Origin of the sequence: Bordetella genomosp. 8, from assembly GCF_002119685.1 — a bacterium.
Taxonomy (GTDB): Bacteria; Pseudomonadota; Gammaproteobacteria; order Burkholderiales; family Burkholderiaceae_B; genus Bordetella_C.
The window spans coordinates 1477857-1491453 of record NZ_CP021108.1 but is presented as its reverse complement, the minus strand read 5'-3'; the positions used below and the strand labels follow the sequence as shown (position 1 = coordinate 1491453).

Annotated in this window: 13 protein-coding genes; 4 read left to right on the top strand and 9 right to left on the bottom strand. The window is 67.1% G+C overall.

Annotated features, from left to right (window positions below; genetic code table 11):
* Positions 1-16: 16 nt before the first annotated feature.
* Positions 17-1012: a Bug family tripartite tricarboxylate transporter substrate binding protein gene (locus CAL12_RS06820; protein ID WP_086063796.1), complete on the bottom strand. Its 996-nt coding sequence runs from the start codon at positions 1010-1012 to the stop codon at positions 17-19.
* Between the two features lie 114 nt (positions 1013-1126).
* Between CAL12_RS06820 and CAL12_RS06815 the strand changes: the two genes are divergently transcribed.
* Entirely contained in the window at positions 1127-2017 is an 891-nt protein-coding gene (locus CAL12_RS06815) for a LysR family transcriptional regulator (protein WP_086063795.1), read from the top strand.
* A gap of 44 nt (positions 2018-2061) precedes the next feature.
* On the opposite strand, the gene CAL12_RS06810 is transcribed toward CAL12_RS06815, so the two are convergent.
* From CAL12_RS06810 to CAL12_RS06775, 8 genes are all read right to left on the bottom strand, one after another.
* Entirely contained in the window at positions 2062-2799 is a 738-nt protein-coding gene (locus CAL12_RS06810) for an ABC transporter substrate-binding protein (protein ID WP_086063794.1), read from the bottom strand.
* A 74-nt stretch (positions 2800-2873) separates the two neighbouring features.
* The gene (locus CAL12_RS06805; RefSeq protein ID WP_086063793.1) at positions 2874-3644 is read right to left on the bottom strand and encodes an MBL fold metallo-hydrolase; all 771 of its coding nucleotides are present in this window, start codon (positions 3642-3644) and stop codon (positions 2874-2876) included.
* A 52-nt stretch (positions 3645-3696) separates the two neighbouring features.
* Positions 3697-4686: a Bug family tripartite tricarboxylate transporter substrate binding protein gene (locus CAL12_RS06800; protein ID WP_232464725.1), complete on the bottom strand. Its 990-nt coding sequence runs from the start codon at positions 4684-4686 to the stop codon at positions 3697-3699.
* Positions 4687-4785: 99 nt separating this feature from the next.
* Entirely contained in the window at positions 4786-5838 is a 1053-nt protein-coding gene (locus tag CAL12_RS06795; RefSeq protein ID WP_086063792.1) for an Ldh family oxidoreductase, read from the bottom strand.
* Between the two features lie 123 nt (positions 5839-5961).
* Positions 5962-6930 (bottom strand): ornithine cyclodeaminase family protein, encoded by a 969-nt coding sequence (locus CAL12_RS06790; RefSeq protein WP_086063791.1) that lies wholly within the window; start codon positions 6928-6930, stop codon positions 5962-5964.
* 84 nt (positions 6931-7014) lie between these two features.
* Positions 7015-7758 (bottom strand): maleate cis-trans isomerase family protein, encoded by a 744-nt coding sequence (locus CAL12_RS06785; protein ID WP_086063790.1) that lies wholly within the window; start codon positions 7756-7758, stop codon positions 7015-7017.
* A complete protein-coding gene (locus CAL12_RS06780) occupies positions 7755-8615 on the bottom strand; it encodes an alpha/beta fold hydrolase (protein ID WP_157792909.1) in 861 nt (286 codons plus the stop codon). Before CAL12_RS06780 ends, CAL12_RS06785 begins: the two co-directional genes overlap by 4 nt.
* 17 nt (positions 8616-8632) lie before the next feature.
* Positions 8633-9595, bottom strand: a complete 963-nt coding sequence (locus tag CAL12_RS06775) for a Bug family tripartite tricarboxylate transporter substrate binding protein (RefSeq protein WP_157792908.1) — start codon at positions 9593-9595, stop codon at positions 8633-8635.
* Between the two features lie 266 nt (positions 9596-9861).
* Between CAL12_RS06775 and CAL12_RS06770 the strand changes: the two genes are divergently transcribed.
* The 3 genes from CAL12_RS06770 to nirD all read left to right on the top strand — a co-directional run bounded on the left by CAL12_RS06770 (position 9862) and on the right by nirD (position 13595).
* Complete coding sequence (locus CAL12_RS06770) at positions 9862-10416, top strand: GNAT family N-acetyltransferase (RefSeq protein ID WP_086063787.1); 555 nt, start codon at positions 9862-9864, stop codon at positions 10414-10416.
* A 270-nt stretch (positions 10417-10686) separates the two neighbouring features.
* Positions 10687-13239 (top strand): nitrite reductase large subunit NirB, encoded by a 2553-nt coding sequence (gene nirB, locus CAL12_RS06765; RefSeq protein WP_086063786.1) that lies wholly within the window; start codon positions 10687-10689, stop codon positions 13237-13239.
* A complete protein-coding gene (gene nirD / locus CAL12_RS06760) occupies positions 13239-13595 on the top strand; it encodes a nitrite reductase small subunit NirD (protein WP_086063785.1) in 357 nt (118 codons plus the stop codon). Before nirB ends, nirD begins: the two co-directional genes overlap by 1 nt.
* The last annotated feature ends 2 nt before the right edge of the window (positions 13596-13597 follow it).

The window sequence follows — 13597 nt, the reverse complement described above, 5'->3', positions numbered from 1 at the left end:
ACGCAGCCCGCGTCTCCTAATCGACGCGCAGGTTGCGCAGTTTGATGATGTCGCCGTAGCGGGCGCGTTCCTGGGCGGCAAGCCGGGCCAGTTCCTGCGGCGTCGATCCGTGCGGCACGGCGCCTTGGGAAATCAGCTTTTCCTTGACGTCCGGCAGCTCCGCCACCTGGCGGATCGCGAGCGACAGTTTATCGATGATTGCCGGCGGCGTGCCAGCCGGCGCCAACACCGCCGTCCACGAACCCGTCTGCGCATTGTGCACCCCGGCCTGGTCCAGCGTGGGCACGTCGGGCATGACGGGCGACCGCTCCGGTCCCGTCACCGCCAGCGCGCGCAGCTTGCCGGCGTTGACGTAGGTCACCGTCTCCAGCACCGAAGCGAACAGCATATCGACGCGCCCCGCCATCAGGTCGGTCATGGCAGGACCGCCGCCCTTGTACGGGACGTGCGTCAGTTGCACGCCGGTCGCCTGCTGGAAGATCTCGCCCGCCAGATGCGGCGCGCCGCCGGTCCCCGAACTGGCGAAGGTATGCGCGCCCGGCTGCGACTTGGCCAGCGCCACCAGTTCGGCCACGGACCTGGCCGGCAGCGCCGGCGGCACCACCAGCACGAAAGGCAGGTCCGAAAACATGGACACGGGGACGAAAGCCTTGGCGGGATCGCTGTGCAGCTTGTACAGCCAGGGGTTGATGGCCAGCATGCCGGAATTGGCGAAAAGCAGCGTGTATCCGTCGGGCGTGGCGCGCGCGACCAGGTCGGCGGCGATCTGCCCGCCGGCGCCGGGGCGGTTATCGACCACCACGGACGCATTCAGCTGCTGGCCCAGTGCCGCCGCCAGCAGCCGCGCGGAAATGTCGGTGCCGCCCCCTGGCGAGAATGGCACGATCAGGCTGATGGGCCGTGAGGGAAAATCGTCGGCGGCGGCCGTGCCGGGCACCAGCGCCACCGCGACGGCCAGGGCCAAAGCCGCGCACGTCGCCATGGCGCGACGGGCTCGCGTTGAAATCTTCATGTCGTCTCCTCCGGTCCAGACCCGGCTTCGTTATGCGGGCCAGTATAGGAAGGAAGCGCGGCGGGGAGCGCAATCGAGCTATAAATAGCAACGATCAATACAAGGCTTATATCGATGGAATTGCGCCAACTCGAATGCTTCGTCGCGGTCGCGGAAGAACTGCACTTCGGCCGCGCCGCAGCGCGGCTGTGCATGACGCAGCCGCCGCTCAGCCGGCAGATACAGTTGCTGGAGCAGAGCCTGGGCGTCACGCTCCTGGAGCGCAGCAGCCGCGTAGTCACGTTGACATCCGCCGGCCGCAACTTCCTGCGCGATGCGCGCCACCTGCTGGCCTATTCCGTACGCGCGGCATCCACCGCGCGGCGAGCGTCCGGAGGCGAGGCGGGACACGTCACGCTGGGATTCACCGCGGTCGCGGCCTACCGCCTGGTACCCGATTGGGTCATGAAGGCCGGCAAGATCCTGCCGGACGTGGCCATCGATCTGCGCGAACGCGTGTCCACGGACCTGGGCAGGCTGCTGGTGGCGGGTGAACTCGACGCCATACTCGCGCGCCATTTGCCGCGGCAGGACGGCCTGGCGCACCACCTGATCCAGCGCGAACCCATGGTGGTGGCCATTCCCCGCAGGTCGCCGCTGCTGGCCCACAAGGCCGTTCCGCTGCGGGCGCTGCACCGGCAGCCCTTCGTCGCCTATGCGCCCAGCGAAGGCAAGTATTTCTACGACCGGATCGCCGCCGCCCTGACGCTGGCCGGCGTGGAGCCCGACTACGTCCAGTACGCGGGACAGACGCACACGCTGCTGGGCCTGGTGCGCGCGGGACTGGGCGCGGGCCTGGTGCCGGAATCCGCGCGCGAGCTGCGCCTGGACGGCGTGTCCTTCCTGCCGCTGGCGCAGAACAGGCTGCACGCCGAGCTCTATCTGGCCTGGCGCGAAAGGCATGACAATCCCGCGCTGGACGCCTTCATCAGCCGCGTGGCGGAGATCCCGGCCACGCGGCGCTGAACAGCGATTCGCGCATGGCCGCGCAACGGCCATGCATGGGGGTGTCAGGCCGCCGCGGGCGCCACGGCGGCGCCTTCGATGTGATGGCGCTCGAGTGCATCGGCGACGAAGCCACTGGCCTTCATTTCCTCGACGAAGGCGCGCAGTTCGTTGGCGGCGGCTTCGCCGCGCCCTTTGGGCAGGCCCATCGCCTGGCGGATCACCATGAAACTGCCCGGCAGCAGGCGCAGGCCCGGCACGCGTTGCATATCGGCTTCCAGCTGCTGCTTGACCCCGGCCGCGACCTCGGTTTTCTCGGCGACGAAGAAATCCACGACGGCCGGCGAGGTCGGCGCGCGGACGATCTCGGCCTGCTTGAGCTCGCGCGTCAGGTACAGGTCATAGGCGCTGCCCTTGCCTACCGTCACCCGCGTACCGGGGCGATCGACTTCAGTGCGGTCGCGCAGCGGCGAATCTTCACGCACCAGATAGGCGCCCTCGATCAGCACATAGGCGTCGGTGAAGTTGATGCCGGCGCCGCGCACCGGGTCGATGGCGAAAAAGCCGATATCGGCCTGTTCCGCGGTAACGGCATCCACCGACTTGCCCGCGCTGTCGAAGACCACCAGTTCCAGCTCCACGCCCAGCCGCTTGGCGAAGGCACGCGCCAGGTCCACGGAGACGCCGGCGGCGCCTCCGGGACCGTCGTCGCGGCGCGCCAGGATGGGATTGCCGACATTGATGGACGCGCGCAGGCGGCCGGTGGGAATGAACTGCTGCAGGACTTGCGGATCGAGCGGCATAGCGGATCTCTCACATAATGGGTCTTGAAGCGAACCTGGCTGCGGCCAGCCGGAAGGGCGTGCGCAGCCAGGCCTCAGGCGCTGTAGCGGGCGGTCTCGCCGCCGCAGCATAGATCGATGACGGTGGGCTCCAGGTCTTCGCCAAACCAGGCCTTCATGGCCGCGCGCCGCTCGCCGACATAGACCGGCTGGCCCGTGCCGTCCAGCCGCATGCACAAGTCATGGCCGGGAATCAATAAAGTGTCCGGTTCCCGCCGCCACGTCGTCCAGATCAGCTCCAGCGTCGCGCGGCTGGCCTGCATATCATACGTGTCGTTGACGCTCATGCTGAGCAGCTCGGCGCGATTCTTGGCGGCATCGCCGGTGAACAACAGGGGCTGCGCGGCGCCTGATACCGTGAACAGCAGGTGGCCAGGCGTATGGCCCGGCGCCACGATGGCCGTGAAGCCCGGCAGGAACCGTTCGCCGTCGGCAATGCGGCGCACGCGCGGCGACACCGTCAGTTCACGCACATACAGTTCCGGCAGCGGATTGAATCCTGGCGGCTGGGCGGCCGCCCACTCCAGTTCCAGGTCGCCGATCCACACCGTGGCATTGGGGAACAAGGTGAAGTTGAGGGAATGATCGTAATGCGCGTGGGTCAGCACCACGTCGGTAATGTCGCCGGCCTCCATGCGCAGCTCGGTCAGTTGCTGCTTCAGCAAATGACGGGCGCCGAAGGCGCCGACGTCCACCAGGATATTGCGGCCCTCGCCACGCAACAACGTGGTGGTGCTCCACCCCAGGGTGCCGTGAAACAGGCTGCGCCCGGGATAGCCGTTGATCAGGACATCCAGTTGATACATGTCTACGCTCCGTTGCGGCCAGGTGGCGGCCGCCTTCCGTGCCCGTTCAGGCTTATTGCTTGGGTATGCCGGCATCCTCGATCAGGCGGCGGTAAAGCTCCAGATCCGAACGGATCTGCGCGGCGAACTGCTCCGGCGTGCCCGCCACCATGTCATTCCCGCCCTCCGTCACCAGCTTGCGCACCACGTCCGGGTCGCGCGATGCCTTGACCACTTCGTCGTGCAGGCGCGCGATGATCCGCGAATCGGTACCGGCCGGCGCCAGCAGCCCTTGGAATTGCGTCACCGCAAAGCCTTTATAGCCCAGCTCTTCCATGGTGGGGACATCGGGCAGCACGGCGGCGCGATGCGGGCCCGAGACGGCAAAGGGGCGCAGGCGGCCGCTCTGTATCTGCGGGGCGGACGTCACCACCGTATCGAAGGTGAACGACAGTTGCCCGCTCAGCACGTCGGTCAAGGCCTGGGCATTGCCTTTATACGGGACATGCGTCATTTGCGTGTGAGTCGTCAGGGCCAGCAGCTCGCCCGCCAGATGGCCGCCGGCGCCGACACCCGCCGAGCCGTAGCTGAGCTGGCCCGGATGGGCGCGCGCTTGCGCGATCAGGTCGTCCAGGCTGCGTATCGTCGATTTCTGCGGGACGACCAGCACGTATTGGTAGCTGGCGATCTGCGAAATGGGCGCGAAGTCCTTGACGGGGTCGTAAGGGGTCTTGCGCGCATAGAGCGAGGGATTCACCACCAGCGGCCCGCTGGCGTCCAGCAGCAGCGTATAGCCGTCCGGCTGTGCCTTGGCGACGAAGTCCGTGCCTATCATGCCGTTGGCGCCCGGTTTGTTCTCCACCACCAGAGCCACGCCCATGCTGACCGACATCTTCTGCGCGATGACGCGCGCGGTGATGTCGGCCGCGCCGCCCGCCACGTAGGGCACGATCACGCGTATCGGCTTGTTCGGATAGTTGCCCGTCCCGGCGGCCAGCGCCTGCGCATGCATGCATGGCAGGGCCAGCGCGAACAGGACCAGCTTGCCCATGGTCTTCCACATTGCAGTCTCCTTATGCTTTTTCGACGCCGCCCGCGTGTGCGCGGGCGAGCGGGCTTTATTGCTTTTCGATGCTGCCCGCGTGTGCGCGGGCTGTATGTTCTACGCGGGCGACTTGGCGGCGTGCTGGCGCAGCAGCGCCACTGTCGCCGCATCCAGCGCGATGCCTTCGCGGCGCTGGCGCGCCATCTTGGCCAGCTCGATCTCGCCGGGGACGATGACCGGCCGCGCGGGATCCGCCGGCGGACTATCGTGCAGGATGGCGGCGAAGTCGTTCATGCGCTGGGCCAGCCATTGCGTCGAACCCAGCTTGCGCGTGTCGATGAGGATGAAGAAATGGCCCAGGTTCTGTGGCTCGTCCGGCGCGTCGACCCAGGACTTCACGTGCGTGAGGTAGGCGGCATTGGCGAGCACGCCGGAGAACATGTCCACCAGCAGTGCCAGCCCATAGCCCTTGTGCCCGCCGATGGGCAGCAGGAAGCCGTCCAGGGCCGCCTTGGGGTCCGTGGTGGGGCGACCGCCGGCGTCGGTGGCCCAGGTATCCGGAATGGACTGGCCGGCCTTCAGCGCGTTGCGGATCTTGGCGCGCGCCACCACGCTCATGGCCATGTCCAGCAGGAAAGGATCGCCGTCCGGATTGGGTACGCCGAAGCCCAGCGGACTGTTGCCCAGCCTGGCGTCGCTGCCGCCCCAGGGCGCGATCGTGGTCGTGGCATTGCTGCCGATGATGCTGGCGTAGCCGGCCTGCGCGGCAATCAGGCCGTAGGGCGATATCGGCCCGAAGTGATTGCTGCCGCGGGCGAAGGCGACGCCGACGCCGCAGGACTCGGCGGCTTCCATGGCCGCGCGCAGCGCATGCATGCCCACCAGCGGCCCGACGCCGTTGTCGCCATCGACCAGCCGCAGCGCCGGCGCCACCGCTTGCGTGCTGACCCGGGCGCGGGCGTTGATGCCCTGTACCTGCAGGCGATCGCCATAGGATTCGATCCGGCTCAATCCATGCGTGGACAAGCCGAAGAGGTCCGCCAGCACCAGGATGCGGGCCACGTCCGCGGCGTCGGCCTCGGGCAGGCCCAACCCCATGAAGGCCCGGGTACCCAGGTCGGTGAGTTCTGCCTCGGTATAAAGGTGTTTGTCTTGTACTTGTGCGGTCATGGCTGGTCTCGTCCCCGGTAAAAGCGGAAGCGCCGCCCGGTTCGGGCGGCACGGCCAGCATGATGCGCAACGGCGCTTATCCAGTAAAGCGCAAATATTCGAGTAATTGATGCGTGAAACGCATCACCCTGCCGCCCCCATGGGAAGTTGCACGCCCATGCCGCGCTCGCGGGCGGCGGCCAGGATGACGGCGCCGGCGTACAGGTCCTGCACCGCCATGCCATGCGATTCGAACAGCGTGATCTGGTGGTCGGCCGTGCGCCCGGGCCAGCGGCCCGTGACCACGCCACCCATGTCGGCCAGGTCTTCCCAGTAGACCAGGCCATTCTCGTAGGCCGGCAGCAGGTCGCCGCACTCGCCTTGCGCGACCTCGCGCGAATCCACCACGATGACGTCCGCGCGGCGCACGGTTTCGAGATCGATCTCGCGCCGGTCCAGCGCATTGGAGCCGGTGGCGGCGACGAAGGTGCCGGGTTCCAGCCAACGGCCATCGAACAGCGGTTCGGATGCCTTGGTCATGGTGACGACCACGTGAGACCCGCGGACGGCGTCCTCCCGCGAGGCCGCGGGCCGCAGACGCGCCGCCACGCGCTGCGACATCTCGTCGCAGAAGGCGCGCACGGCGTCCTGGTTGCGTCCGAACACCTTGACTTCCTCGATGCCGCGCACGGTGCACACGGCTTCGAGCTGCGTGCGGGCATGGCGGCCGTAACCGAACAGGCCCATGACGCGCGCATCCTGCCGCGCCAGGTAGCGCGCGGCCACGCCGGTCGCCGCCCCGGTACGTATGCGGCCCAGCCAATCGGATTCGATGATCGCCTCGGTATTGCCCTGCTCGTGGTTCATCATGTGCAGCAGGGTATTCAGCGGCTTGCCCGGCCTGTTGTAGTAGGCCTTGTAGCCGATGTAGCCGATCTCCGGCGCGGCGGCCTGCAGAATGTGCAGGTGGCCGCCGGGCTGGCGCGTGCGGCGCCGGGGCACGTCGAAGGCCTTGCCGCGGCCATGCGCGGAGAAGGCGCGTTCCACTTCTTCCACCGCCCTGGACATGGTCAACAGTTGACGCACGTCGGATTCGTTCAGATAGAGCACCATGCCGGCATCCTATAGGCGCGTCCGCGCCGAAATGGAAAAGATAGCCGCCCTTGTCCGGCGGCGCCACTACGTATCACATGCGTATCACCGGACCGCCACGCCCCGCGCGCCCGACAGCAGCAGTCCGCCGTCCGCCGCCGTGTCGCGCACGCCTATGGTGCGCAGCGCATTCCACATCATCGCCGTGGCGCTGGAGATCACGGGCTTGCCCAGATCGCGCTCCAGCAGGTTGATCGCGTCCACCGTCGGCATGCCGACGCCGCTCAGGAACAGGGCCTGCGCATCCGGATGATCGACCTGGCGTCCGAGCGAATAGGCGCGTTCCGGGGTTTCATCATAGATGTTGACCACGCCCGGCAGGATGCCATGCGCCACCACCTTCATGCCATGGGCTTCCAGGTGCGCCTTGCCCTGCAGCGTCGTCTGTTCGTTGTACGGCGTCGCGTAGGCCACACGCTCGATGCCCAGATGCTTGAACGCCGCCAGCACGCTGCCGAAGGCCGTGATGAAGGGAATGCCGTACTGCTGTTCCATGCGCGCGACCAGTTCGGCCTCGCCCTGCTTGCCCAGCGTATAGCTGGTGGCGGTATGGGCCATGACGATCACGCCGGGCTTGACCATGGCGAGCAATTCGACGTTTTCCGGTATGTGCTCGATCTGGGTGCGGTTGCGGTCGTCCTGGCCGGCATGCGCGCCGGTCAGCCCGTGGGCCACCATGCGCGTGAAATGCAGGGACACGCCCTTCGGCACCAATTGCTGCATCTCCGGCTCCACGGTCGGGTTGCCCGGAGGAACCAGAAAGCCGATGCGGCCGCGCCATCCCATCATGATGAATTCCTTTCGATAAAACGTAGAGCGATTTCCGCGCAGGCATCGGGATGCGTGGCGGCGATGTGATACGAATCGGCCTGCAGTTCGACCAGCGCCGACCCGGGAATCCGCGTCTGCCAGCGACGCACTTCCGCCACCGGCTGGCGCTGGTCGTAGGCGCCCGGCTTTTCCGGCTGCACGGCGACGATGACCTGCGTGGGGCAGCGTATGTCCTCCAGGCGGGTCGGCTCCGCCAGGCGGGGGAACATGCGGATGCAGGCCTTGACCGTCGCCGCCGGCGCCAGCCCCATGTACCGCGTCCACCACGCCATGCCGGCGGGCGGCAAGGCGGTGCCCATGCGGCCGGGCATGGTCGCGCGCGCCCAGGCTTCGACGCCACCACCGTCGACCAGGCCCAGCCAGTCGTCCACCCACTTGCCCAGGGCGCCGCCCGGCGAAATCAGGACGCCGGCGAGGGTCAGCGTCGCCATCCAGGGCGCGCCGCGCTGCGCGAGCTCCAGCGCGATCTGCGCGCCCAATTTCGCCCCCACCACGTGTATCGCGCCACCCAGGTGGCGCGCCAGCGCATCGATGTCGTCGGCCATGGCCGCGATCGACAGCAGGTCGTGTTCGCCGACCGGCGACGACAATCCGTGGCCGCGCAGGTCCACCCGTACGACACGGCAACGCCTAGCCAGCGCCGGCACCCATCCCGTGAATGCCTCGGCGGATTCCGATACGCCGTGCAGCAACATGACCACCGGCGCATCGCGCCAGCCATCGGTGTAGTCGTCCACGACGTAGGCGATATCGACCCCGCGCGCCACTTCCATCCTTTCGGTCGTGCGTCGGGCTGACTCGTAGAAATGCGCCATGCGTGCTGTCCCCGCCTTCATTGCTTGTCGATGTTGCTGTCCTTGATCACCGCGGCCCACTTGTCGATTTCCTTGTGGATCAAGGCTTGCAGGTCCTTGGCAGGCAAGGCGTGGGGATGGATGGTCTGGGCTTCCAGCTTCTGCTTGACCTCCGGATCGTTCACCGCCTGCAGGAAGACTTTCTCCAGCTTGGCGCTGACGTCCGCCGGTATCCCGGCGGGACCCAGCAGGCCGATCCAGTACGACGTTTCATAGCCGGGGTAACCGAGTTCGGCGATGGTCGGCACGTCGGGCAGGATGGGGTCGCGCTGCGCGCTGGTGACGGCCAGGACCTTCAGCTTGCCGTCCTTGACCATGCCCATGGACGTGGCATAGGCCTCGATCTTGACGTCCACGCGCCCGGCGATCAGGTCCGCCTTGGCGGGGCCCGTTCCCTGATAGGGCACGTGCACCATCTGCAGGCCGGCATCCTTGGCCAGCATGGCCATGGACAGGTGCGGCCAGCTGCCGGTGCCGGCCGATGAGTACACCACCTTGCCGGGATTGGCCTTGGCATAGGCGATGAACTCCTGGAAGGTGTTGTACGGCTTGGTGTACTGCGCCAGGAATACGCCGGGATGGTCCGCCATCAGCGCGATGGGCGTGAAGTCCTTGACGGTGTCGTAGGGCAGCTTCTCGCGCAGCGAGGCATTGACCGCGAAGGCGGTCTGGCCGACCAACAGGGTGTAGCCATCGGGCGCCGCCTTGGCCACGTAGTCCGATCCGATGATGCTGCCGGCGCCGCCGCGGTTTTCGACGATGATGTTCTGCCCCAGCAGCTCCTGCGCCTTGGCCACGACGATGCGCGTGACCACGTCGGTCGACCCGCCCGGCGGGAAGGGCACGATGACGTGGATGGGGTGGTCCGGATAGGCGGCCTGCGCCGCTCCGCCGACGACGAGCGCGGTCATTCCCGCCACGATGAGGCTGGCCAGTTTCATGATTGTTGTCTCCTGATTTTGTTGTGTACGGCGCGCGCGGCGGGCCAGGCTCCCTTGCATGCGAGCCAGAATGTTCCGCTGATCGAACCACTATATCGTTGAACGGACTATATTTTGCACCCGCCGGATTTGTCAAATCCAGCGCGGCACGGACTAGTACGTTTGGCATTGTTCAGCAGCAAGTAAGCCCTAGACCGCCCGCGGCGTCACATCACCGCGCATACTATGGGCTGCCCACACGCCGCACCCATGCACACGCCGAACCCATGAAACGCCTCCGGCTGCTCCGCCGTTCGCCGTCCCCCGAGGAACTGCCCGGGGCGGAGACCGACTACAGCGTCCTTCCTATCTCCCCCGCGCACATCGATGGCTATCGGCGTGCGCTGGACACGGTCGCGCGCGAACGGCGGCACCTGAGCTTCCTGCAAGCGCCGCCCGTGGAGCAAACGCGCGCCTTCGTCATGAACAACATCGCCATGCGGCATCCACACTATGTCGCCATGGCGCATCGGGACGTCGTCGGATGGTGCGACATCGTGCCCCTGGCGCAGCCCGGCTTCACGCACACGGGCGTGCTGGGGATGGGGGTACGTCCGGACTGGCGCGGGCGCGGCATCGGCAAGGCCCTGCTGAACGCCGCCTTGGACGCGGCCGCGGCCATGGAGCTGCGCCGCATCGAACTCGAAGTCTATGCGGCGAACGCAGCCGCGCGGGCGCTCTATCGGTCCTGCGGATTCGTCGAAGAAGGCGTGAAGCGCAAGGCGCGCTATCTGGACGGCCACCACGAGGACATCGTGATCATGGCGCGGCTGCTGGCCTGACGCCAGGCTCGGGACGAGGCTCCAAAAACGTGCATTGCGCACCGCATTGCGCACCACCCGCGCGCATCCGGATCGCCCGCCGCCCCGGCGCACCGGGCGGCGAATCTGGCATGCGTATTGCTTGATCTTCCATGCCGGGGAGCGATCCCGGCACACAACTCGAGCATGACAGGCAAAGGCGCCTCGACCTCACGGTCGCAGGCGCCTTTTTGTCTTTTGCTTTCCGTTTTCTGTTTACGTCTCCCGCAGACGCGCCTCCGGTGACTTCATATGAATGCAGCGCATCCCACTCCTACCCTGAAGACCCTGGTCGTGGTCGGCAATGGCATGGTCGGCCATCACTTCGTGGAACAGGCGATCGCCCAGGGCGCGCTGGACCGCTACCGCATCCTGGTCTACGGCGATGAAACACGCCGCGCCTACGACAGGGTTCACTTGTCCGAATACCTGGCGGGCCGCGACGCTGAGTCCATGGCCTTGAGCGACGCGGCGTTCTACGAGCGTCCCGGCCTGCACCTGCGCCTGGGTGTGCGCGTGCAGGAAATCGACCGCCGCAACCGCGAGATCGTCACCGAGGAAGGACGCCAGTCCTACGACAAGTTGGTGCTGGCGACCGGCTCCTTTCCCTTCGTGCCGCCCGTGGCCGGCGCCGAGGGCACGGCCGGCCTGGTGTACCGCACGCTGGACGACCTCGACCTGATCCGCGCGGCGTCCGTGGGGGCCCGTCGCGGCGTGGTCGTGGGTGGCGGCCTGCTGGGATTGGAGGCCGCCAATTCGTTGAAGACCCTGGGCCTGGACGTACACGTGGTGGAGTTCGCACCGCGGCTGATGCCCGTGCAGCTGGACGACTTCGGCGGCGCCGCGCTGAAGGCGCGCATCGAGGCCCTGGGCGCCCATGTGCACCTGTCGCGCTCCACGCTGGCGATCAAGGAAGGCCTGCGCTACCGGTACGCGATGCGGTTTACGGAAGGCGAACCGCTGGAAACCGACCTGGTCGTGTTTTCCGCCGGCATCCGGCCACGCGACGGCCTGGCGCGCGCCGGCGGCTTGGCGGTGGGCGAACGTGGCGGCGTCGTGATCGATGACCGCTGCCGCACCAGCGACGAGGATATCTACGCCATCGGCGAGTGCGCGATCTGGAACGGCACGGTCTTCGGCCTGGTCGCGCCGGGCTACCAGATGGCGCGCACCGCCGCGTCCGACCTGTGCGGCGCGGCGCCACAAGCTTTCACAGGCGCCGACATGTCGACCAAGCTGAAATTGCTGGGCGTGGACGTCGGCTCGATAGGCGATGCCCACGCCAGGACGCCGGGCGCCGTCAGCTACCGGTACATCGACGAGGCAGGCGCGAGCTATCGCCGGCTGGTGGTTTCCGCCGACGGCAAGCGCATCCTGGGCGCGGTGCTGGTGGGCGACAACAGCTATTACGATACGCTGCTGCAATACGCGCAGAATGGCATCGCGCCGCCCGCCGATCCGGCCAGCCTCATCCTGCCGTCCGGCGCGGGCGCGCCCGCGCTCGGACCCGATGCCCTGCCCGCCACGGCCACCATCTGCTCGTGCCACAACGTCAGCAAGGGCGCCGTCTGCGCAGCCATCGACGAAGGCTGCACCGACCTGCCGGCCATCAAGTCCTGCACCAAGGCATCCACGGGATGCGGCGGCTGTGCCGCGCTGCTCAAGCAGGTCTTCGAACACGAACTCTCGCGCCGCGGCGTCGTCGTGGATAAAAGCCTGTGCGAACACTTCGCCTACACGCGCCAGGAGCTGTACGGCATCGTCCGCGTCGAAGGCGTGGAAACGTTCGAAGAACTGCTGGCCCGGCATGGCCGCGGCCGGATGGGCTGCGATATCTGCAAACCCGCCGTCGCATCCATACTGGCGTCGTGCTGGAACCGGCCGATCCAGGACCCCAGCCTGGTTCCCCTGCAGGACACCAACGATACCTTCATGGCCAATATGCAGAAGAACGGCACCTATTCCGTGGTGCCGCGCATACCGGGCGGAGAGATCACGCCGGACGGCCTGCTGGCCATCGGCGCCATCGCCAAGGAATACCAGCTGTACACCAAGATCACGGGCGGGCAGCGCATCGATCTGTTCGGCGCGCAGCTGCATGATCTGCCGGACATCTGGGCCGCGCTGATCGCGGCGGGCTTCGAGACCGGCCATGCCTACGGCAAGGCCACCCGCACGGTGAAATCCTGCGTCGGCAGCACCTGGTGCCGCTACGGCGTGCAGGACAGCGTCAAAATGGCCCTGGACATCGAGAACCGCTACAAGGGCCTCCGCGCCCCGCACAAGCTCAAGTTCGCGGTCTCCGGGTGCACGCGCGAATGCGCGGAAGCACAGAGCAAGGACGTTGGCGTAATCGCCACCGAAAAGGGCTGGAACCTGTACGTCTGTGGCAACGGCGGCATGCGGCCACGCCACGCCGAGCTTTTCGCCACGGACCTGGACGACGCCACCCTGATCCGCTACATCGATCGCTTCCTGATGTTCTATATCCGGACCGCCGACAAGCTGCAGCGCACGTCCGTATGGCGCGACGCCCTGGAGGGCGGCCTGGACTACCTCAAGGCGGTCATCATCGACGACAGCCTGGGCCTGGCCGCGGAACTGGAAGCGCAGATGCAGCTGGTGGTCGACCGCTATGAATGCGAGTGGGCCAATGCATTGAAGGACCCCGAGAAGCTCAAGCGATTCCGGACCTTCGTCAACGATCGGCGGCCCGATCCCGACATAAGGTTTGTGCAGGAACGCGGCCAGCCCCGCCCCGCACCGCCCGAAGGCGCCCGCGCCATCGTCGAGGAGATCGCCTGATGCAAGCCACGACAGACTCCGGCGGCTGGCGCCACGCCTGCGAACGCCGCGACCTGGTGGAGAACTCCGGCGTGGTGGCGCTGGTCGACGGCGCGCAGATCGCCCTGTTCTACATACCGGGCAGCGAAGGCGTCGACCTCTATGCCGTCGACAACCGCGATCCCCGGTCCGGCGCGAACGTCGTCGGCCGAGGCATCGTGGGCCACCTGAATGGCGAACTGGTGGTGGCGTCGCCCCTGTACAAACAGCACTTCCGGCTGCGCGACGGGCAGTGCGTGGAGTATCCGGAGCAGCGGCTGCGCACCTGGCAGGCGCGCTTCAACGGCGATGCCGTGGAAACACGGCCCGCACCCTGATG

Bases quoted from the DNA above. Each gene is read 5' to 3' on its own strand.
- CAL12_RS06820 (WP_086063796.1), bottom strand. From the start codon at position 1,012: ATGAAGATTTCAACGCGAGCCCGTCGCGCCATGGCGACGTGCGCGGCT.
- CAL12_RS06815 (WP_086063795.1), top strand. From the start codon at position 1,127: ATGGAATTGCGCCAACTCGAATGCTTCGTCGCGGTCGCGGAAGAACTG.
- CAL12_RS06810 (WP_086063794.1), bottom strand. From the start codon at position 2,799: ATGCCGCTCGATCCGCAAGTCCTGCAGCAGTTCATTCCCACCGGCCGC.
- CAL12_RS06805 (WP_086063793.1), bottom strand. From the start codon at position 3,644: ATGTATCAACTGGATGTCCTGATCAACGGCTATCCCGGGCGCAGCCTG.
- CAL12_RS06800 (WP_232464725.1), bottom strand. From the start codon at position 4,686: ATGTGGAAGACCATGGGCAAGCTGGTCCTGTTCGCGCTGGCCCTGCCA.
- CAL12_RS06795 (WP_086063792.1), bottom strand. From the start codon at position 5,838: ATGACCGCACAAGTACAAGACAAACACCTTTATACCGAGGCAGAACTC.
- CAL12_RS06790 (WP_086063791.1), bottom strand. From the start codon at position 6,930: ATGGTGCTCTATCTGAACGAATCCGACGTGCGTCAACTGTTGACCATG.
- CAL12_RS06785 (WP_086063790.1), bottom strand. From the start codon at position 7,758: ATGATGGGATGGCGCGGCCGCATCGGCTTTCTGGTTCCTCCGGGCAAC.
- CAL12_RS06780 (WP_157792909.1), bottom strand. From the start codon at position 8,615: ATGGCGCATTTCTACGAGTCAGCCCGACGCACGACCGAAAGGATGGAA.
- CAL12_RS06775 (WP_157792908.1), bottom strand. From the start codon at position 9,595: ATGAAACTGGCCAGCCTCATCGTGGCGGGAATGACCGCGCTCGTCGTC.
- CAL12_RS06770 (WP_086063787.1), top strand. From the start codon at position 9,862: ATGAAACGCCTCCGGCTGCTCCGCCGTTCGCCGTCCCCCGAGGAACTG.
- nirB (WP_086063786.1), top strand. From the start codon at position 10,687: ATGAATGCAGCGCATCCCACTCCTACCCTGAAGACCCTGGTCGTGGTC.
- nirD (WP_086063785.1), top strand. From the start codon at position 13,239: ATGCAAGCCACGACAGACTCCGGCGGCTGGCGCCACGCCTGCGAACGC.